This is a genomic window from Leucobacter exalbidus, from assembly GCF_017834145.1.
GTDB classification, from domain to species: domain Bacteria; phylum Actinomycetota; class Actinomycetes; order Actinomycetales; family Microbacteriaceae; genus Leucobacter; species Leucobacter exalbidus.
Map to the genome: position 1 here is coordinate 2977371 of NZ_JAFIDA010000001.1, position 20076 is coordinate 2997446.

The 20076-nt window shown below is 64.8% G+C and carries 15 protein-coding genes and 1 tRNA gene; 12 read left to right on the top strand and 4 right to left on the bottom strand.

Annotated elements, in window-relative coordinates; translation table 11 throughout:
• Positions 1 to 32: 32 nt before the first annotated feature.
• On the top strand, positions 33 to 2663 hold the full coding sequence (locus JOF28_RS13465) for a DEAD/DEAH box helicase (protein WP_209706299.1): 2631 nt from the start codon (positions 33 to 35) through the stop codon (positions 2661 to 2663).
• A gap of 50 nt (positions 2664 to 2713) precedes the next feature.
• The gene (locus JOF28_RS13470; RefSeq protein ID WP_209706301.1) at positions 2714 to 3667 is read left to right on the top strand and encodes a Ppx/GppA phosphatase family protein; all 954 of its coding nucleotides are present in this window, start codon (positions 2714 to 2716) and stop codon (positions 3665 to 3667) included.
• A 13-nt stretch (positions 3668 to 3680) separates the two neighbouring features.
• Here JOF28_RS13470 and JOF28_RS13475 read toward each other — a convergent pair whose 3' ends face one another.
• Positions 3681 to 4058, bottom strand: a complete 378-nt coding sequence (locus JOF28_RS13475; protein WP_209706303.1) for a VOC family protein — start codon at positions 4056 to 4058, stop codon at positions 3681 to 3683.
• Positions 4059 to 4229: 171 nt separating this feature from the next.
• On the opposite strand from JOF28_RS13475, the gene JOF28_RS13480 reads away from it, so the two are divergent.
• The 3 genes from JOF28_RS13480 (at position 4230) to JOF28_RS13490 (ending at position 10034) form a co-directional block, all read left to right on the top strand.
• A tRNA-Gln gene (locus JOF28_RS13480) sits at positions 4230 to 4301 on the top strand.
• Between the two features lie 273 nt (positions 4302 to 4574).
• On the top strand, positions 4575 to 8657 hold the full coding sequence (locus JOF28_RS13485) for a Pls/PosA family non-ribosomal peptide synthetase (RefSeq protein WP_209707137.1): 4083 nt from the start codon (positions 4575 to 4577) through the stop codon (positions 8655 to 8657).
• Between the two features lie 54 nt (positions 8658 to 8711).
• On the top strand, positions 8712 to 10034 hold the full coding sequence (locus tag JOF28_RS13490) for a M1 family metallopeptidase (protein WP_209706305.1): 1323 nt from the start codon (positions 8712 to 8714) through the stop codon (positions 10032 to 10034).
• A 25-nt stretch (positions 10035 to 10059) separates the two neighbouring features.
• Here JOF28_RS13490 and JOF28_RS13495 read toward each other — a convergent pair whose 3' ends face one another.
• Positions 10060 to 10719, bottom strand: a complete 660-nt coding sequence (locus JOF28_RS13495; protein WP_209706307.1) for a 4'-phosphopantetheinyl transferase family protein — start codon at positions 10717 to 10719, stop codon at positions 10060 to 10062.
• Positions 10720 to 10805: 86 nt separating this feature from the next.
• A complete protein-coding gene (locus tag JOF28_RS13500) occupies positions 10806 to 11414 on the bottom strand; it encodes a TetR/AcrR family transcriptional regulator (protein ID WP_209706309.1) in 609 nt (202 codons plus the stop codon).
• A gap of 152 nt (positions 11415 to 11566) precedes the next feature.
• Between JOF28_RS13500 and JOF28_RS13505 the strand changes: the two genes are divergently transcribed.
• From JOF28_RS13505 to JOF28_RS13535, 7 genes are all read left to right on the top strand, one after another.
• Entirely contained in the window at positions 11567 to 12583 is a 1017-nt protein-coding gene (locus tag JOF28_RS13505) for a zinc-dependent alcohol dehydrogenase (protein ID WP_209706311.1), read from the top strand.
• A 51-nt stretch (positions 12584 to 12634) separates the two neighbouring features.
• The gene (gene hisS / locus JOF28_RS13510) at positions 12635 to 13933 is read left to right on the top strand and encodes a histidine--tRNA ligase (RefSeq protein ID WP_209706313.1); all 1299 of its coding nucleotides are present in this window, start codon (positions 12635 to 12637) and stop codon (positions 13931 to 13933) included.
• 82 nt (positions 13934 to 14015) lie between these two features.
• Positions 14016 to 14438, top strand: a complete 423-nt coding sequence (locus JOF28_RS13515; RefSeq protein ID WP_209706315.1) for a VOC family protein — start codon at positions 14016 to 14018, stop codon at positions 14436 to 14438.
• A gap of 228 nt (positions 14439 to 14666) precedes the next feature.
• Entirely contained in the window at positions 14667 to 15947 is a 1281-nt protein-coding gene (gene eno / locus JOF28_RS13520) for a phosphopyruvate hydratase (protein WP_209707139.1), read from the top strand.
• 28 nt (positions 15948 to 15975) lie between these two features.
• Positions 15976 to 16434, top strand: coding sequence for an FtsB family cell division protein (locus tag JOF28_RS13525; protein WP_209706317.1), 459 nt, complete (start codon positions 15976 to 15978; stop codon positions 16432 to 16434).
• On the top strand, positions 16431 to 16922 hold the full coding sequence (locus JOF28_RS13530) for a DUF501 domain-containing protein (protein WP_209706319.1): 492 nt from the start codon (positions 16431 to 16433) through the stop codon (positions 16920 to 16922). Before JOF28_RS13525 ends, JOF28_RS13530 begins: the two co-directional genes overlap by 4 nt.
• A 205-nt stretch (positions 16923 to 17127) precedes the next feature.
• On the top strand, positions 17128 to 18459 hold the full coding sequence (locus JOF28_RS13535; protein ID WP_209706321.1) for an NAD(P)/FAD-dependent oxidoreductase: 1332 nt from the start codon (positions 17128 to 17130) through the stop codon (positions 18457 to 18459).
• An 89-nt stretch (positions 18460 to 18548) separates the two neighbouring features.
• Here JOF28_RS13535 and JOF28_RS13540 read toward each other — a convergent pair whose 3' ends face one another.
• A complete protein-coding gene (locus tag JOF28_RS13540) occupies positions 18549 to 20036 on the bottom strand; it encodes a helix-turn-helix domain-containing protein (protein WP_209706323.1) in 1488 nt (495 codons plus the stop codon).
• Positions 20037 to 20076 lie beyond the last annotated feature (40 nt).

The following is a 20076-nucleotide window of genomic DNA, read 5'->3' on the forward strand; positions in this document are numbered from 1 at the left end:
GTCGGTACCCTAGTGACAGGGCTGCGCGGCAAATGGCCGAGCGTGACAGGAACGAGACACAAGTGAGCTTAGAGACAACGCTCGAGCAATTGCGAAGCGCTGCACGCGAGGCCGGTGACGCCACGGTGAGCCCAGACGACGCCTTTGCGGCGTTCGAAGAGTGGGTGTGGGAAGACCGCGGGCTCAGGCTGTACCCCGCGCAAGAGGAAGCGATCCTCGGCATCACCCTCGGCAGCAACGTGATTTTGGCGACCCCCACCGGCACCGGTAAATCACTCGTCGCACTCGGCGCCCACTTCTCAGCACTCACCGAGGGCCGCCGCACCGTCTACACCGCCCCCATTAAAGCGCTCGTGAGCGAAAAGTTCTTCGAGCTTGTCGCCGTGTTTGGCGCCGAAAACGTGGGCATGATCACAGGCGACGCCTCCATCAACTCAGACGCCCCCGTGATCTGCTGCACCGCCGAGATCCTCGCCAACCTCGCCATTCGCGACCGTGAGATCGGCGGCATCACGCAGGTAGTGATGGATGAGTTCCACTACTACGCCGAACCCGAGCGCGGCTGGGCCTGGCAGGTACCGCTGCTGATGATGCCCGACGCCCAGTTCCTGCTGATGTCAGCCACCCTGGGCGACGTACGCGAACTCGCGAAAGACTTGAGCGACCGCACCGGCCGCGACACCTCGCTCGTGACCGGCGTCGAACGCCCCGTGCCCCTGCACTTCAACTACGCAGTGAAGCCCGCCCACGAGGTCGTCGAAGAACTCATCGCCGACCGCCAAGTACCCGCATACCTCGTGCACTTCAACCAGTCACACGCGGTCGAGCAGGCGCAGGCGCTGTCGAGCATTCGCATCGTTGACCGCGAAGGCCGCGACGAAATCGCGGCAGCGCTGGGCGACTTCAGATTCTCCACAGGCTTCGGCGTCACCCTCTCGCGGCTCGTGCGCTCGGGCATCGGCGTGCACCACGCCGGCATGCTGCCCCGCTACCGCCGGCTCGTCGAGCAGCTCGCCCAGCGCGGCCTGCTGCGCGTCATCTGCGGCACCGACACCCTCGGCGTGGGCATCAACGTGCCCATTCGCACCGTCGTGATCACCGCCCTCACCAAGTTCGACGGCGTCAAAATGCGCCGGCTCTCGGCACGCGAATTTCACCAGATCTCGGGCCGCGCCGGCCGCGCCGGCTACGACACCGAGGGCGACGTCATCGCCCTCGCCCCCGAACACGACGTCGAAAACGCCAAGTCGGCTGCCAAAGCCGCCGCCAAAGCCGAAAGCGCCAAGGGCGGCAAAAAAGCGAAACCTGCCAAGAAGAAGTCGGCCCCCCAAGGCTTCGTCGCCTGGAGCGAAGCGACCCTCGACAAACTCGTCATCTCAGAGCCCGAGCCGCTCGTCAGCCGCATGCGGGTGAGCCACTCCATGGTGCTCGGCGTGATCGGCCGCGGCGAAATCAACGAGGGCGACGCCCTCGAAACCATGCGCACCCTCGTCTTCGACAGCCACGAACCCCGCGCCAACCAGTTCGCCCACGCCCGCACCGCCATCGGCATCTTCCGCACCCTGCGCAACGGCGGCATCGTCGAGGTATACGAAGACCCCCGCGGGCACAGGCTGCTGCGCCTCACCGTTGAACTGCAGGCAAACTTCGCACTCAACCAGCCGCTGTCACCGTTCGCGCTCGCCGCAATCGAACTGCTCGACCCCGAGTCAGACACCTATGCCCTCGATGTCATCTCGATCATTGAGGCGACGCTCGAGAACCCGCGGGCGATCTTGCGCGCGCAAGAGCATGCTGCGCGCGGCGAGGCCGTGGCCGCGATGAAGGCTGAGGGGATCGAGTACGAGGAGCGCATGGAGCTGCTCGAAGAGATCACGTACCCGCAGCCGCTCAAGGAGCTGCTTGACGAGGCCTTCCACGAGTACCTCAAGGAGGTGCCGTGGGCGCGCGACTTCGAACTGAAGCCAAAGTCGGTGGTGCGCGACATGATCGAGCGGGCATTCGGTTTTCGCGACGTCGTCTCGTTCTACCAGCTGGGTCGCGCAGAAGGCGGCGTGCTGCGGTACCTCAGCGACGCGTTTCGCGCGATCTCACGCACCGTGCCCGAGCAGGCGAAAAGCCCCGAGCTCGAGGATCTCATTGACTGGCTCGGTGAGCTGGTGCGCCAGATCGACTCGAGCCTCATTGATGAGTGGGAGGAGCTCGCGAACCCCGAGGCGCACGCACAAAATGCTGATCCGGATCGCGCCCTGTCGATCGCACCCCCGGCGCGCTCGGTGCTTGCGAACGAGCGCGCGTTCCTCGTGATGCTGCGCAACGCGCTGTTTCGGCGCGTGCAGGGGGCCGCGTTCGAGCGGTACTCCGAACTCGCCGAGCTCGATGGCCCCGGGGGCTTCAGCGAGCAGAAATGGCGCGATGCGCTCGCGGGGTACTACACCGAGTACGACGAGATTCTGCTCGACGGCGATGCGCGGTCAGCCGCGCTCGTGCAGATCGACCGTTCGAGTGCCGACGAGGGGATCTGGCGTTTTCGGCAGGTGCTGCTCGACCCCGAGAACGACCGTGATTGGCGCATTGAGGGCACCGTCGATCTCGAGAAATCTGAGCTCGAGGGCGAACCCGTGGTGCGGGTCGACCGCGTGGGCCCCTTCGCGGGGGAGTAGCGTGCGGGGAGTAGCGCGCAGTAGCCCCTCCAGCCACTAGACTCGTCGGCATGCGCCTTGGAGTCATCGACGTCGGATCCAACACGGTTCACCTGCTCATCGTGGATGCCCACGCTGGCGCAAGCCCCGTGCCCTACCACTCGCAGCGCTCGGTGGTGCGGTTGATGCGGTACCTCGGGCCGGGCGGCGAGATTCTTGAAGAGGGCGTCAGGCTGATCCTCGAGGCGGTCGCCGAAGCTGCCCGCACCGCGCGCGAGATCGGCATCGATGACCTGATCTGCACCGCCACCAGCGCGGTACGCGAAGCCTCAAACGGCGACGACGTGCTTGCCCAAATCGAGCGCGTGAGCGGCATCGAACCGCACGTGCTGTCGGGCGAAGACGAGGCCCGCATCACCATGCTGGCCGTGCGCCGTTGGCTCGGCTGGTCGGCGGGCGAGGTGCTGCTGTTTGACATTGGCGGCGGCTCGTTTGAAATCGCGCAGGGGGCCGACGAATACCCCGATGTGCAGGTCTCGCTGCCGCTCGGGGCCGGTCGCTCGACGATCCAGTATCTGCCTGAAGACCCGCCCTCGCGCGAGGCCGTGTCTGCGTTGCGCGCGCACGCCCGCAACGAGTTCACGCGTGTGCGCAATGAGATGTTCCAGGGCCGCCCGCGCCCCAAGCGCGTGGTGGGCACCTCAAAGACCATTCGTTCGCTCGCACGCCTGATCGGTGGCCCCGCCGACCCCGTTTCGGGTGACCTGGCCCCGCTGCACTACGCGGGTCTGCGCGAGTGGGAGCCGTCGCTGCGCGATATGCCGGGTTCGGTGCGCGAGTACTTGCCGGGCATCACCCCCGAGCGCGGCTACCAAATCATGGCCGGTGCCGTGGTGCTGCGCACCGCGATGAAGGTGTTTGATGTCACCACGCTGACGATCTCGCCGTGGGCGCTGCGCGAGGGTATCGTGCTGCGCTACATCGACGCGCTTGATGGGCGCGGGGCCGATCCGGTCGCACAGTAACGCAGCCCGCCCGTTACAGCTGCTCGACCGCGAAATAGTTCCCTTCGGGGTCTGCGAAGTTAAACGTGGTGCGCCCGCCGTGGTGCGCGAGCTCGCCAACGGTGACCCCTGCCGCCTCGAGCCTCGATCGCATGCCGGCGGCGTCATGGCTGCCAAACAGAATCGACGGGGTGCCGAGGTTCAGCTCGGGCGACATCTGGGCGACGGTGGCGCGCTCAAACAACACGAGCGAGGCGGCGTGACCTGCCGCGGGGGCGAGCTCGACCGAGAGCACCCGTCCCTCAAGCTCCTGGGTGGTCACCCGCACGAAGCCCACGGTCTGCTCCCAGAACGCGGCTACGCGCTGGGGGTCTGCAACATAGATCATCACTTTGCCAAACTGATCGATCATCAGCATCCTCCTGCGTCATAAGTGGGCCACTTCGCCCAGCGGTGGGCTTCAGTATTCCACTCACGGCGCGCCCGGTAAACACGCCAACGGGGGCCGGTTTGGTGTTGAGGGGCCATGGGGGTAGAGTTATATCTCGTTGCCGCGCTGCAGTTTCGGGCCGGAGTTCAACATTGGGATATGGTGTAATTGGCAACACATCGGTTTCTGGTACCGACATTCTAGGTTCGAGTCCTGGTATCCCAGCAGTGAGAGAAAACCCCCGCGAGAGCGGGGGTTTTCTTGTATGTATGGGTGAGCCCGGGCCGACGACCGATCAGCGCCGCCGCATCATGGCGCCAGCGAGCGGCGAACAGTCGATGTCTTAAAGGTAAAGAACTGGTGAACTAGGTGACAAGGGTGCCACCGGGGTGAGATGCTGCTAACAGCATTACCTGTGAATTTCTATGCGTAGAACCCATCGAAAGAGCCCTCGGCAAATTGAGCACCTCTAGGCCGAACGCGCCTACCCCCAGCGATATCACTCCCGGCCAGCACGCTGATGCTCAGACTCCACTGAGTCGTGGCGCCCAAAGCACCCCAGCCCGCACGCTCATCGACATTCTGCGTGCCACAGCTGACACGTATCCCGATGCCTCTGCAATCGATGACGGATCGGGTGCGTTGAGCTACGCCGAACTCATTGACGCTGTCGCCGCCCAAGCCGCGCTGCTGCGTGCCGCGGGCGTGCGACCCGGTGACCGGGTCGGACTGCGCATTGATTCGGGCTCGAAGCAGCTCTACATCGCGATTCTGGCCATCATGCAGGCACGCGCCGCGTATGTGCCGGTGGACGTCGACGACAGCGACGAGCGTGCCCGCCTGGTGTTTGGTGAAGCACAAGCGGTCGGCATCATTGGCAACGGGGGATATGTGCCCCGTGAACGCCCCGCCGCACTCGCAGAGGAAGGCGACTCCGCCGCCAGTGACGCCGCTGGTACCGACGCAATCGCTCCGCACGAAAACCCGACCCTCGACGATGACGCCTGGATCATCTTCACCTCGGGGTCGACGGGGGTGCCCAAGGGCGTCGCCGTCACCCACCGATCAGCCGCCGCATTTGTTGACGCCGAAGCCCACCTGTTTTTGCAGGCCGAGCCGCTGGCCCCAGAGGACCGCGTGCTCGCGGGGCTCTCAGTGGCCTTTGACGCGTCGTGCGAAGAAATGTGGCTGGCCTGGCGCAGCGGCGCCTGCCTGGTGCCCGCACCCCGCGCTCTCGTGCGCTCGGGTGAGGATCTCGCGCAGTGGCTCGTGCGACAAAGCATCACCGTCGTCTCCACCGTTCCTACGCTCGCCGCCATGTGGCCGGCCGAAGCCATCGAGAACGTGCGCCTGCTGATCTTCGGCGGCGAAGCCTGCCCACCCGAGCTGGTCGCACGCCTCGTCGAAGACGGGCGCGAGATCTGGAACACGTACGGCCCGACCGAGGCGACCGTGGTCTCGTGCGGCTGCGTGCTCGACGGCGTGAACCCCGTCAGTATCGGGCTCCCGCTCGAGGGCTGGGATCTCGCGGTGGTTGATGCCGACGGGTACCGGGTCGCTCAGGGCGAAATTGGTGAGCTGATCATCGGCGGCATTGGCCTGGCGCGCTATCTTGACCCCGCAAAAGACGCCGAAAAGTACGCATCGATGCCCACCCTCGGCTGGGAACGCGCCTATCGCTCAGGCGACCTGGTGCGCTACGAACCAGACGGACTCATGTTCTTGGGTCGCGCCGATGACCAGGTGAAAGTGGGCGGCCGACGCATCGAACTGGGCGAGGTAGAAAACGCCCTCCAAGAACTCCCCGGGGTGACCGCTGCGGCCGCCGCCGTGCGCGAAAGCGACGCCGGTGTGCCCGTGTTGGTGGGCTACCTCGTGATCGAGCGCCCCGAGCCCACGGGCTCAGCGGCCGCCGAGTCAGCCGAAGCATTAGGTACCGAAGGCGCCGCCGGGCCCGCTGCTGCGGCCGGGCCCGAAGCCGACCTTCTCGACCGCGCGCAGGCGCGCGAGTTTTTGGCCTCACGCCTCGCCGCCGGGGTGATGCCGTTGCTCGCGGTGGTCGACCAGCTGCCCATTCGTACCTCGGGCAAGGTCGATCGCGCTGCCCTGCCCTGGCCCCTGCCGCAAACGGCGATGGGCCCGGGCGGCATCATGGCTGATGAGGGGCTCACGAGCACCGAACGGTGGCTCGCCGAGCAGTGGCAGAGCGTGCTGGGGGTGCAGGTGCCCCACACGGGCGCCGACTTCTTCGACCTCGGTGGCGGGTCACTCGCGGCGGCTCAGCTGGTGTCGCGTATTCGCGTTCGCGTGCCCGAATACACGGTGGCCGATATTTACGATGTGCCGCGCCTCGCCGCCATGGCGAAAGCGATTGCCGCCACCGCGCAGCACGAAGATCCCGATGACTACCATCAACCGCAACCGACGCCGCGATACACCCAGTGGGTGCAGACCCTCGCGGGCGTTCCGCTGTTCATCATGAGCGGTGTGCGCTGGCTCGTGTACGTGTTGACCGCGGGAACGGTGCTGCGGGCACTTGATCCGGTCGCGTTTGCCGTGCTGCCCGCGGTGCCCTGGTGGGTGCTCGCCGTGGCACTGCTGCTGGTGTCGACGCCCTTTGGCCGCATGGGAATCGCCGCAACCGTTGCCCGGCTGCTGCTGATGAACCTGAAGCCCGGCGACTACCCCAGGGGCGGGGTCACCCACATGCGCCTCTGGCTCGCCGAACAGTTCGCCGAGCAGATCGACGCGGTCGGTCTCGCCGGAGCACCGTGGGTGGGGCTGTACGCCCGCGCACTGGGCGCCAAAATTGATCGCGACGTGAGCCTGCACACGTTGCCGCCAATTACGGGCATGCTCGAGATTGGTGCGCGCAGCTCGATCGAACCCGAAGTGGATCTCTCTGGCTACTGGATCGACGGCGACCTGCTGCGCGTCGGGCCCGTACTGATCGGCAACGATGTCACGGTGGGCGCGCGCTCCACCCTGGCGCCGGGCACCCGCATCGACGACGGCGCCGAGGTGTCCCCGGGCTCTGCCGTGTTCGGCCGCGTGAAACCTGGGCAACGCTGGGCCGGATCCCCCGCAGTGCGGGTGGGCGGTTCTCGCAGCGCCGCAGCGAAACGCAACGACGACCTGTGGCCTGAGGGCGTGCCGGCACAGGCCCCGGGATGGCAGTTCGCCTACGGGGTGTCATCCATCGTGCTCGCACTCATGCCCTTTGTGGCCTTTGCCGTGGGCGGCGCATTTGTGACCCTGGGCATACGGGGAGCCGCGACGCTCGGCGAAGCACTCGGGGGAGCCCTCCTCTGGCTCATCCCTGCGGTGCTCGCGACGGGGCTCGTGTATGGCCTCGCCGTGATCGCGTTCGTGCGACTGTGCGCCATCGGCATGGTGGCGGGTACCTACCCCGTGCACAGCCGCGTGGGCTGGCAGGTATGGAGCACGGAGCGACTGCTGGACTCGGCACGCACCTTCCTGTTTCCCATTTACTCGAGCCTGTTCACCCCGGTGTGGCTGCGGCTGCTGGGCGCGCGCGTAGGCCCCAATGTGGAAGCCTCAACCGTGCTGTTGCTGCCCAAGATGACACGCATCGACGAGGGAGCCTTCCTCGCCGACGACACCATGGTGGCCTCCTACGAACTGCACCGCGGCTGGCTACACATCGACCACGTACGCATCGGCAAACGCGCCTTCCTCGGTAACTCAGGCATGGCGGGCCCCGGCCACCGCGTGCCCAAGCACTCGCTGGTGGCCGTGCTCTCGGCCGCTCCCGCAAAAGCCAAGGCCGGATCCTCATGGATCGGCTCACCACCCGCCAGGCTCCGCCGCCTCACCCAGGCGGGGGAGGACGAGCGCACCTACCACCCGGGCGCCCGGCTGCGCGTGGCTCGCACCCTGTGGGAGATGTGCCGCATCGTGCCCGTCATCGTGAGCTGCGCCCTGGGGCTGACGACACTGTTCGCCTTTGCCTGGCTGTGGGGCTGGCTCGGGCCTGTGGTCACCCTCGTGCTCTCGGGCATTGTGATGCTCATCGCCGGGGCGTTGGCGGCCGCGATCACCACCGCCGCGAAGTGGCTCATCGTCGGCCCCATTCGCGCCCGCGAACAACCGCTGTGGTCGAGTTTCGTGTGGCGCACCGAGGTCAGCGACACCTTCACCGAGGTGCTCGCCGCCCCCTGGTTCGCCCGCGCCGCCGTCGGCACCCCAGCGCTTGCGGTCTGGCTGCGCTCACTGGGCGCCAAAATTGGTCGCGGCGTCTGGTGCGACACCTACTGGCTCCCCGAACCCGATCTCGTCACCCTCGGCGATGGCGCGACAGTCAACCGCGGGTGCGTCGTACAAACCCACCTCTTCCACGACCGGATCATGAGCATGGACACGGTCGAACTGGGATCCGGGGCGACACTCGGCCCACACAGCGTCATTCTGCCCGCCGCAACCATCGGCGCGAATGCGACCGTCGGCCCCGCCTCGCTCGTGATGCGCGGCGAGAGCGTGCCGGTCGGATCGCGATGGAGCGGCAACCCCATCGGTCCCTGGCGCGTAGTGAAGGTGCGGGCCTACCAGTCAACTGATTAAGCGGGCCATCGCGTAAGCTGAGCCGTTCGCCCCCACACCCAGAAATTATGTGACATGCCACGCACCTTGCAGCCCCACTCGTACACCCCGCACGCCTACGTGCCACGGTCTGGTGATGCCAGATACGCGGTGCGGCACACCCGGCTCGACCTCGACTACACGCCGCGCACCAACCGCCTGAAGGGCAGCGCGACGCTGTCGGTGGAAGTACTCGAACCCACGAAATCGATTCGGGTGGACCTCGCGGGGCTACAAACGGGCAAAGTGCGCGTTAATGGCAAAGTACACAAGGCCGTCGCGCAAGATGACCTGGGCCTAAAGATACGTTTCGTCGATACGGTGCCGGCGGGGTCACAGCTGACACTCGCGATCGAGTACGCGGGATCCCCGGCCCCCTTGAAGTCACGGTGGGGGCTCATTGGCTGGGAAGAACTCGAAAACGGTGTGCTCGTGGCCTCGCAGCCCAACGGCGCACCCACCTGGTTCCCCTGCAATGACCGCGTCGACGACCGCGGCACCTACGACATTCGGTTCACCTGCGACCGCGAATTCTTCGTCGCCGTCACCGGAGCGCCAGGGTCAGTGACCACGCGCGGCGGGCGACGCACCTGGTCCTTCACCAGCGACGTTCCCACCGCCAGCTACCTGCTCGCAGCCCACGTGGGGTACTACGCCGAATTCTTCCTCGGGGCGGCCCGCATCGTCACCCCGCCCGCTCAAGTCGCCCAGGTACGCGAAGCATTTGCCCCCATCGAACAGATGATGACCGTGTTCGAAACATGGTTTGGGGCATACCCGCAAGAAGACCTCACGATCGTCGTCACCGAAGAAGCCCTCGAGATTCCCCTCGAAGCCCAGGGGATGGCCACCTTCGGGGTCAACCACTGCGCCCCCGCAGAACAACGCCTGATCGCGCACGAACTCGCGCACCAGTGGTTTGGCAACAGCGTGGGCATCGGCAGGTGGGAAGACATCTGGCTGAACGAGGGATTCGCCTGCTACGCCGAATGGGTGTGGTCAGAGGCCTCGGGTGGGCCGGCGCTCGCCGCCTGTGCCGAGGAACACTACGCATTGCTCGCATCATTACCGCAGGATCTGCGACTGCTCGACCCCGGCCCCACCGACATGTTCGATGACCGCGTCTACAAACGCGGTGCCCTGCTGCTCGAAGCGCTGCGGCGCACGCTCGGCGACGACGTGTTTCGCGCGATGCTGCTGGAATGGGCGACATCGCGGCGGCACCAGCTCGCCTCAACCGACGATTTCATCGCTCACGTTGCGAAGTTCAGCGGTGACGCCGGCGGTGCCGCGCTTGATGGCCTGTGGCAGTCGTGGCTGCGCGACACGAAGCTGCCGCGGTTGCCGCGCAACAAATAGATTGCGGCCGGTAGCTCGCGGGCGATTACTTGTGCGCGATCGACAGGATGATGCCTGCGGGGGCACCCGGTAGCGCCAGCTCGAAGCACTCCAGCGCGCCAGTGCCGGTGCCGGTGCCGGTGCCAGCGCTCGCAGCGTACGCTGCCCAATCTCCGCGCAATCCCCGGCCGTGCGCTTTGGCGATGGCCTCAAGACGCGTCCAATCGCGCACCTGAGGAAGCGAACCGGGCACCCCGGGCGTACCCAGCCGCGATGATGCGCCCCGTTCGCCCGACCCGCCGAGCGCTTCGGTCACTGCCGCACGCGTCGCGGGGGAGTCCACCTCCACGTCAATGCCAAACGCCGAGGCGCCCGCGGGCGCGACGCCCACCACGACGAGGGACCCCGCGTAGCTCACACTCACGAGGGGGACTGGGCAGGGCACTGCGCGGGGCACTGAGCGGGGCACAGCCACTGCCCCCGAGGCAGACATATCGCCTGCGGCCGAAGCTGCCGCGTTGAGCCCCACACGCAAAGGACCATGCGCGGCGCTGCCACACGCTGGGCATTGCTGAATGAGCTCGAAGCCCTCGCCCAGCTGCGAGCGCAGCAGACTGCGCAGCATGCGCCGCGACGCCTGGCGCCGATCGGGCAGCGCTTTACCCCAGGCAATTGTGATGCCGTGGGGCGCGTGAAGGGTGTGCACTCTCGCATGTTATCGCTCGCGCAGAACTCGACGAATCGTGTAAAGACAGAGATCGCGGGACGATGCCCTAATCCCTCGCTATTGGGCTAGTGGTCGGATTGGCCCTCGAGCAGCGGCCGCAGTGCATCAGCAAACGGCTGCAATTGGATCGCGGTGTACTCATCAAGACTCATAGTGACCGTGGGAAGTTGGGCCCACGCCTCGGTGCAGTTGGTCGAGACCGCGAGCAGCGCCCGCACCACGTGATCCGTTAGTTCGACATCGGCGGCCGGCGCCAGCTCACGAACACCCCGTGCGAGATGTACTGCGAGTTCCTCTGATCGTTGCATCAATGATGCCCGAAGCTCCTGGTCTTCGCGCACGATATTCCATCGTTCGGCCAAAGCATCATGCTCGCTGATGCCGTGGCGTGCCAACGCGAGGAGAGCATCGACAATCGCGTCGACGGGAGACTGCTCGCGGTTAGCGGTTAGCCCGGTAAGGGCGAGTTCGAGGCGCTCATCAAGTTCGTCCCAGACCAGGTCGCGCTTCGCTGGGACATATGAGAACAGTGTTGTACGACTGATCCCTGCGGCACGTGCAATTTCAGCCAGCGAAGTGGCGGCATATCCATTCTTGGCGAAGAGCCCGAATGCAATGTCGCGTACCTCGTCGGGGGAGGAGCTGCGCGGCCGGCCTGGTCGTTGAGTCGTCAATGATTACCCCTATCGTGCGGCTGGGTCGGGCTGCCTGGTAACTACCTCAGCCTACGGGAACAGCATCTGTTGGATATTTCCGAACAGTGTTAAGGTATTCGAAAATCGCGTGGTACCCGCCCGCGATGCTGCTTGTCGAGAGGAACACGACTATGAAGTCCGTCTACATCACCGGCCCCAACCAGATCGAATGGGTTGAGATCGAGCAGCCCACAGCAGGGCCAGGCGAGGTGCTGCTGAAAGTGAAGGCATGCGGCATTTGTGGTTCCGACGCGCACTATGCGCAGATGGGCGGAATCCCTCCGAACCAGGGAGCAACCCCGCTTGGTCATGAACCCGCTGCTGAGGTAGTTGAACTTGGTGCCGGAGTCGAAGGGCTTGAGGTCGGCGACCATGTCGTGATCGACACCATGCGGTTTAGTGATGGTTTGCTCGGCTCAGGCGGCAATCAAGGAGCGCTCAGCCCATATATTGTCGTCCACGATTACCAGCCGGGGGTGCAGCTCAGGAAGATCTCAGAAGAGGTGCCCTGGGAAGTGGCGGCACTGAACGAGCCAATGGCCGTCGCGTTGCACGCGGTGAATCGCAGCGGAGTACAAGTCGGCGATAAAGTCGTGATCTTTGGTGCCGGCCCTATCGGTCTCGGTGCACTGCTTAGCTACCGCCGTAAGGGGGCCGCGCACATTGTCGTTATCGACGTCGTGCCAGCACGGCTCGAGAAGGCATTGCAGGTCGGTGCAGACGCCGTTATTAATTCAGCCTCCGAAGACGTTGCAGCACGCCTTGTCGAACTGCATGGTGACGGCGCCACGATGATGGCGCGCGGTGTACGCCCCGCGACTGATATCTATCTCGATGCTGCCGGTGTCGCTGTAGTACCGCAGCAGGTCGCAGGTATGGCTAAAAGTGGGGCCACATTGGCAATCGTTGCGGTGCACAAGCGGCCCGTCGAACTTAATTTCGATCAATTGTTGGTCACGGAACTCAACATCGTCTTCTCGATGGGGTACCCGACCGAGATTTTTGAGATTACCGATGATATTGAAGCTAACTGGGAGAAGTACGCGCTGATCATCAGCGACCGGATCCCGTTTGACCGCGCGTTGGAAGCACTCGAGCTTGCGGCGACTCCGGGGGCCGCGGACAAAGTTTCGGTGATCTTCGACTAGCTGGCGCGGGCCGTGGTGCGCGCCCGCCCGCAGTAATGAAAGAATGGGCACATGGCCTCTCCTGTGAACTCGCCGCGCGGCATGCGCGATTTCCTTCCCGCAGACAAAGCACGTCGTGAGCACGCGCTTTCCGTCATCAAGGGGGTGTACCGCGCGCACGGCTTCGACGAGATCGAGACGCCCGTAGTCGAGGATCATGCCCGGCTGCACGCAGGGCTCGGCGGCGACAACGAAAAGCTGTCGTTCTCGATTCTGAAGCGCGGCATTCGCCCCGAACAGCTCGCCGCAGCCACCGAAGCTGGCGACGCCGAGAAGCTCGCCGACCTCGGCCTGCGCTTCGACCTCACGGTGCCCCTCACCAGGTTCTATGCGACGAACCGCGCCGACCTCCCGCCCGTGTTCCGCTCACTGCAGATCGCTCCCGTGTGGCGGGCCGAGCGCCCCCAAAAGGGCCGCTACCGCCAGTTTGTGCAGGCCGACATCGACATCATCGGTGAAGCTGGGCTGATCGCCGAGATTGAACTGGTGACCGCGACCTCGCAGGCGCTCGCGGCGCTGGGGCTCACGGGTTGCGTGATTCGCATCAACGACCGCCGCATTCTGCTCGGCCTGCTCGCGCACTGCGGCTTTGCCGAAGAGACGCACGATCGTGCGTTGATCACCATTGACAAGCTCGACAAGATCGGTGCCGCGGGCGTCGTTGACGAGCTGCGCGAGATCGACGCGGCCGCAGCCGAGCGCCTCGGTGAGGTGCTGCAGGCCGTTGAGCCCGCGCTTGAGGGCGACGGCATTGCGCTGACGCGCGAAGCAATCGCGGCGGTGCTGCCCGCAGGCGCCGCCGAAGAGGGCGTCACGAACCTTTCTGACCTCGGTGACGCGCTCGCGGGCGCACTGCCCGAGGGCGTCGAGGTGCGCTTTGACCCGACGCTGGTGCGCGGCATGGGCTACTACACCGGCACCATCTTCGAGGTTGCGCACCCGGGCTCTGGCAGCTCGGTGGGCGGCGGCGGCCGCTACGACGGTATGGTCGGCCGCTTCCTCGGCCAAGACGTGCCCGCCGTGGGCTTCTCGATTGGGTTCGAGCGCGTTGTTGACCTCATCTCGCTGCCCAAAGAAACCGGCCCCGAGTCGGTTGCGCTCGTGTATGACACCGACGTCGAGTTCGCTGATCTGCTCGTGCTGAAGCGCGCGCTCATCGAGCGCGGGCACCGCGTGCGCCTCGAGAAGCGTCAGAAAAACATGAAGGCGCTGCTGGCCCGGGTCGTCGGCGAGGGCTTCGCGAGCATCGCCAACGTGCGCGCGGGAATGAGCGACGTCGACGCGCTCGAGATTCGCCCGCTGCAAAGCTAAGTCCCAGGCCAGGGCATTGACTCGGGCGGTGGGCGGTGCAACCCTTCAAGGGTTAGCACTGCCCACGACCCGAGGAGGACCCATGAGTACCCAAATATTCGTTAATCTGGCCACCGACGATCTCGAACGTTCCAAAGCGTTCTACGTCGCGCTCGGGTGCGAAATCAACCCGCTGTTCACTGATGACAACGCAGCGTGCGTGGTCTGGAGCGACGAGGTATTTTTCATGGTGCTGACGCGCGAATTCTTCGGCACCTTCACCGACAAGCCCGTCGCCAACGCGCACGACACCGCGCAGGTGCTGCTGGCGATCTCACGCGATTCGCGCGCGCAGGTCGACGAGACGCTCGCCGCCGGTCTTGCCGCGGGCGGCACCGAGCCTCGCCCGGCGCAAGACATGGGGTTCATGTACTCCCGCGATCTTGAAGATCCCGATGGCAACGTGCTCGAGTTTATGTACATGGATCCGGCCGCCGTTGAGGCAGGCCCGCCCGACATGAACTAATCACGCGCGCAGCTCGGCACCGGCCCTCTGGCGACAGAATGCCGATGCTGATGCGCGCGAACCGGCCGATTCATGACCCGGATCGCGCCAATTCTCAGGCCTTCCCCCGGTCTACGCGCGGCAACACCCTAAACTAGTGTGGGGCGGCTAAACAGCCGCCGCACACCCGCGCCAGCCTCGTTTAGGCGGCGCGATCCGGAGCATCCGAACAACCCCAAGGAGCGCATGGTGGCATATATCGACGCGGTGATTGCACGCGAGATTCTCGATTCGCGGGGCAACCCGACCGTTGAGGTCGAGGTTGGCCTCACAGACGATTCGGTGGGACGCGCTGCAGTTCCCTCAGGAGCGTCGACTGGCGCCTTCGAAGCATACGAACTGCGCGATGGCGACGCTGACCGTTACCTCGGCAAGGGCGTCACGAAGGCTGTCGACGCTGTATTCGACGAGCTCGGCCCGGCCATTGAAGGTTTTGCCGCTGATGATCAGCGCATCATCGACGGCGTGCTGAAGGACACCGACGGCACCGACAACAAGCAGCGCGTAGGCGCAAACTCGATTTTGGGCGTCAGCCTCGCGGTTGCTCACGCTGCAGCAGCCTCGGCTGAACTGCCCCTGTACCGCTACCTCGGTGGCCCCAACGCGGCAACGCTTCCCGTGCCGCTGATGAACATCATCAACGGTGGCGCACACGCCGACACCGGCGTTGACATCCAGGAGTTCATGGCGGTGCCGCTGGGCGCCGAGAGCTTCTCGGAAGGCCTGCGCTGGGGCGTTGAGGTGTACCACTCGCTCAAGGCTCTGCTGAAGGAAAAGGGCCTCACGACGGCTCTTGGCGATGAGGGTGGCTTCGCCCCCGACCTGCCCCACAACTCGGCAGCACTCGACTTGATCCTCGAGGCCATCAAGCGCGCCGGCTTCGAGCCCGGCCGCGACATCGGGCTCGCGCTCGACGTTGCATCGAGCGAGTTCCACAAGGACGGCGTCTACACGTTCGAGGGCAAAGAGCGCTCGGCGGCCGACATGATCGCGTACTACGCCGATCTGATGGATCGCTACCCGCTCGTCTCGATCGAGGATCCCCTCGACGAGAGCGATTGGGATGGCTGGAAGCAGCTCACCGACGAACTGGGCGCACGCGTGCAGCTCGTTGGCGATGACCTCTTCGTCACCAACCCCGAGCGCCTCGCTCAGGGCATCGCGCAGGGCACCGCCAACTCGATCCTGGTGAAGGTGAACCAGATTGGCACGCTCACCGAGACGCTTGACGCCGTGCAGATGGCACAGCGCGCGGGCTACACCGCCGTGATGTCGCACCGCTCGGGTGAAACCGAAGACGTGACGATCGCCGACCTCGCAGTCGCAACCAACTGCGGTCAGATCAAGACCGGCGCCCCCGCACGCAGCGACCGTGTCGCAAAGTACAACCAGCTGCTGCGCATTGAAGAAGAGCTCGGCGGTGCCGCACACTACGCTGGCCGCGCTGCGTTCCCCCGCTTCACCGCGTAATAGTTACCCGTAATCGATAAGGAGCACGGTGAAGCACTGGGCTGAAGACCTCAAGGCATGGGCCTCGAGTCTCAAACTCAGCGGCTTCACCGTGCTCGTTGTCATTTTGGTGCTCGCGGGCGGGTTCATTGTGAGCCCCAGCCTGTCGACGTTTGTGGCGCAGCAGCGAGAAATCTCCGAGCTGCGCCGCAGCGTCGCAGAGCATCGACAAGCCGTCGATGAGATCGACGCCGAGCGCGCGATGTGGAAGGACCCGGTGTACATCAGGTCCCAAGCCCGCGACCGGCTGTACTATGTGCTGCCGGGGGAGACCCAGCTCAATGTCATTGATGACGTCGTGATGCCCGTCGAATCTGAAGAAGAAACGAACGCTAAGCTGTCACGCACCGAATCGAATTGGGCCCGCACCCTCGCGGCATCCACTCTTGCCGCGGGGCTCGCCCCCGAACCAGACCCGCAATCAACAACGAAGGACCCGCAGCCATGAGCCGCCCCCCATACGACGCCCCCACCGCCGCCGACATTGCCGCGGTCAGCGAGCAGCTCAGCCGTGAAGCCCGCGGTGTAGTGGGCATTGCCGCCCGCACCGCCACCGGTGAACCCACCGTGGTGGCCACGGCACCCCGTCTGCCCGACGGCTCGCCCTTCCCCACCTTCTACTACCTCAGCCACCCCGACGCGGTCGCTGCGGCGTCTCGCCTCGAGGCCGTTGGCGTGATGAACGAGTTCAACGAACTGCTCGCCGAAGACGAAGATATTCGTGCGCAGTACGCGCGTGCACACGAGCAGTACATCGCAGATCGCGACAGCGTCGGCGAAGTACCCCAGCTTGCGGGCATCAGCGCAGGTGGCATGCCCACCCGCGTGAAGTGCCTCCACGCGCTCATCGGTCACGCCCTCGCGGCAGGCCCCGGCGTGAACCCGATTGGCGACCTCGCGCTCGAACGCTGCGGATGGAGCCCGGAAGCTCGCTAAATATTTCGTATTAATGCGGTTTTCGCGTTGATTCAAGTGTTTTAGTAGGATTTTCCGCTGAACTGGCGTTGCTCGCTAAAAAGAGCGAGTACACTTTGTTCTCGGGTGGTTTCACCCCTTTTTTCTGTGCCCGCATTCGTGGGCGAGCCCGCGTTTTGCAACCGCACGCGGCACATTTGGCACATTGCATCAAGGAGACTACTTCGTGGCGAAGAAGATTCTGATCGTCGGCGGCGGCTACGCCGGCTTCTACACCGCTTGGAAGCTCGAGAAGCTTCTTCGTGCAGGCGAGGCCGAGGTGACCATCGTCGACCCGCTGCCGTACATGGCTTACCTGCCCTTCCTCCCCGAGGTAGCGGCTGGCTCGATCGAGCCCCGTCACGCGGTAGTTGCACGTCGTCGTCACCTGTCGAAGACGGCAAACGTTGCAGGCAAGGTCACGGCGATCTCGCACGCAACCAAGTCAGTAACGATCACGCCGAACGTCGGCGAAGCCTATGACTTCGCGTACGACCACATCGTGGTCACGACCGGTTCAGTGTCGCGTACCTTCCCCATTGCCGGCATCGCCGACAACGCAATTGGGATGAAGACGATCGAAGAGGCCGTTGCCGTGCGCGATCGCCTCGTCGGCAACTTCGAGCGCGCAGCCTCGCTGCCCGCTGGTTCACCCGAGCGTGCCCGTCTGCTGACCGTCACCGTTGTGGGTGGCGGCTTCGCAGGTATCGAGACGATCTCTGAGCTGCGTTCATTCGCGACCTCGCTGCTGCGTCGTTACCCCGAGATCACGTTCGACGAGACGAAGTTCCACCTCGTCGAGGCCATGGGTCGCATCATGCCCGAGGTTTCGCAGGACACCGCAAACTGGGTGGTCAAGGACCAGACCCGTCGAGGCGTCGACATCCACCTCGACACCCAGCTCTCATCGGCTGTCGATGGCAACATCGAGCTGTCGACCGGCGAGACCTTCGGCTCAGACCTCATCGTTTGGACCGCAGGCGTTATGCCCCGTCCGTTCCTGCGCGGCACCGACCTGCCGATTGGTGGCCGTGGCCACGTTATCGGTAGCCCGTCACTGCGCATCACCACCGAAGAGGGCGAAGCTCTCGAGGGGGCATGGACTGCAGGCGACACGTCGCAGACCCCCGACATCTCGGCAACCCCCGGCCCCGGCGGCTTCTGCGTTCCTAACGCACAGCACGCTGTTCGCCAGGGTCGCCTGCTCGCCAAGAACATCGTTGCCGACCTGCGCGGCGAGGGTGTGCGCGAGTACAACCACAAGAACGCTGGCGCGGTAGCCGGCCTCGGCATGAACACCGGTGTGTTCCAGTCGGGCAAGTTCGCGATGAAGGGCTACTTCGCGTGGCTCGCACACCGCTTCTACCACGGCCTCGCAGTTCCCACGTGGGAGCGCAAGTGGCGTGTATTCGGTGGCTGGATGAGCCACTTCTTCCTGAGCCGCGACGTCGTCAACATTGAGGCAACACAGCAGCCCCGTGCGATCTTCGAAGAGTTCGCCTCGCGCCCCAAGGCCTAGGTTGTAGGCGCTCGCGCCAACACATAAAAATGGCAGTTATTCAGAAAGCGATTTTCTGAATAACTGCCATTTTTGTTATTTGGGGCCAGCTAGTTCGTGGCGGTGCCGGGCTCCTTGGGGGCGTGCTGTGCCAAGAACTCGTACATCTCGGCGTCATCGACCCCGGGGAATGTTCCCGTCGGCAGCGGCGAAAGTACGTGCTGGTGCATGCGGGCGCTCGGCCAGGCCTTACCGCGCCAGCGATCAAGCAAATCGTCATTGGGTCGGCGGCAGCAATCCTCGTCGGGGCACGTGGAGCGCATGCGCCCACTTTTCTCTGTGCCGCGAAACCACTTCGCATCATTGAAGCGCACACCACAGGCGATCGCGAACGGCCCCTGCTCGGCGTCACCGGTCTGCACACTCGTCCAGAACGTGCCCTCGGGGGTATCGGTGAACTGGTAAAACTCATTGGTGCGGTTTTTGCGGTTGAACGCACTGCGCCCACCCCACTTATGGCAGAGCACCTGTCCTTCGATGGATCCGGAGCTGTCGCTGGGGAACGGTAGGCCGTCGTTCTCATACCCGCGCACGAGCGCGCCAGCGCCGTCGGCGCGGTAGTGATGCACCTGCAGATCGAGATGCCTGGTGGCGATGTTTGAGAAGCGGTGCGCGGCGGCCTCGTGGGTGACACCGAATGCATCTCGGAAATCCTCAATGGCGAGGTTGCGGTTGCGCTTGGCCTGCTGCAAGAACTCAGCGGCTCGCGCTTCGGGGATCAGGCAGGCCGATGCGAAGTAGTTGATCTGCATGCGCTGCTCGAGGAACTCGGCGTAGCTCGACGGCTCCTCATGCCCCAGCACGCGGTGGGCCATAGCCTGCAGCGCGAGCGACCTTAGGCCGTGGCCGCCGGGGATCGAAGCGGGGGGCAAATAGATGCGCCCATTTTCAAGGTCGGTAATGCTGCGGGTGTTCGAGGGTAGCTCGTCGACGAAGAAGAGCGTGAAACCCAGCAACTCGGCGAGCATCGAGACCTCGCGGTGTGTCACAGCGCCCGGGCCGTGCCCGATGCGGCGCATGAGATCTGAGGCGACCAGCTCAATGTCTTGAATGTAGTTGTCGCGGGCGCGCATCTGCAGCCTGATCTCAGTATTTGCGCGGCGAGCTTCCTCGCTCGAGGCCGCCGCAGCGCGAGACCGGCGCGCGAGTTCACGGTGCAACCCGACGAGCGACTTGAGCGCTTCGTCGCCCAGCGTGCGCGGTGTGCGCACGTGGGGGAGCCCGAGCCGCAGATAGCCGGGCGAGGACTGCGCGCGCTCGAGCTCGATTTCCAGTGCGCTGCGAGGATCGGGAGCTTCGCGACGCAGCAGCTCGGCCGGCTCCACCTTAAGTTCACGCGAAATTCCCTGAAGCAGAGAGAGTTTGGGTTCACGGCGACCATTCTCGATGAGCGAAAGTTGACTGGCAACAACGCCCACCCGGTCACCGAGCTGGCCCAGCGTGAGGCCAGCTTGGGTGCGAAGATGGCGAATTCGTTTGCCCAAAACCAGGCGATCGAGGTCAGCGAGGCTTTGGGTGTGCAATGAATCGAACGGCATGAAGTTGACTATACGTCAAAAAGTGGCAAAGTTTCCACCA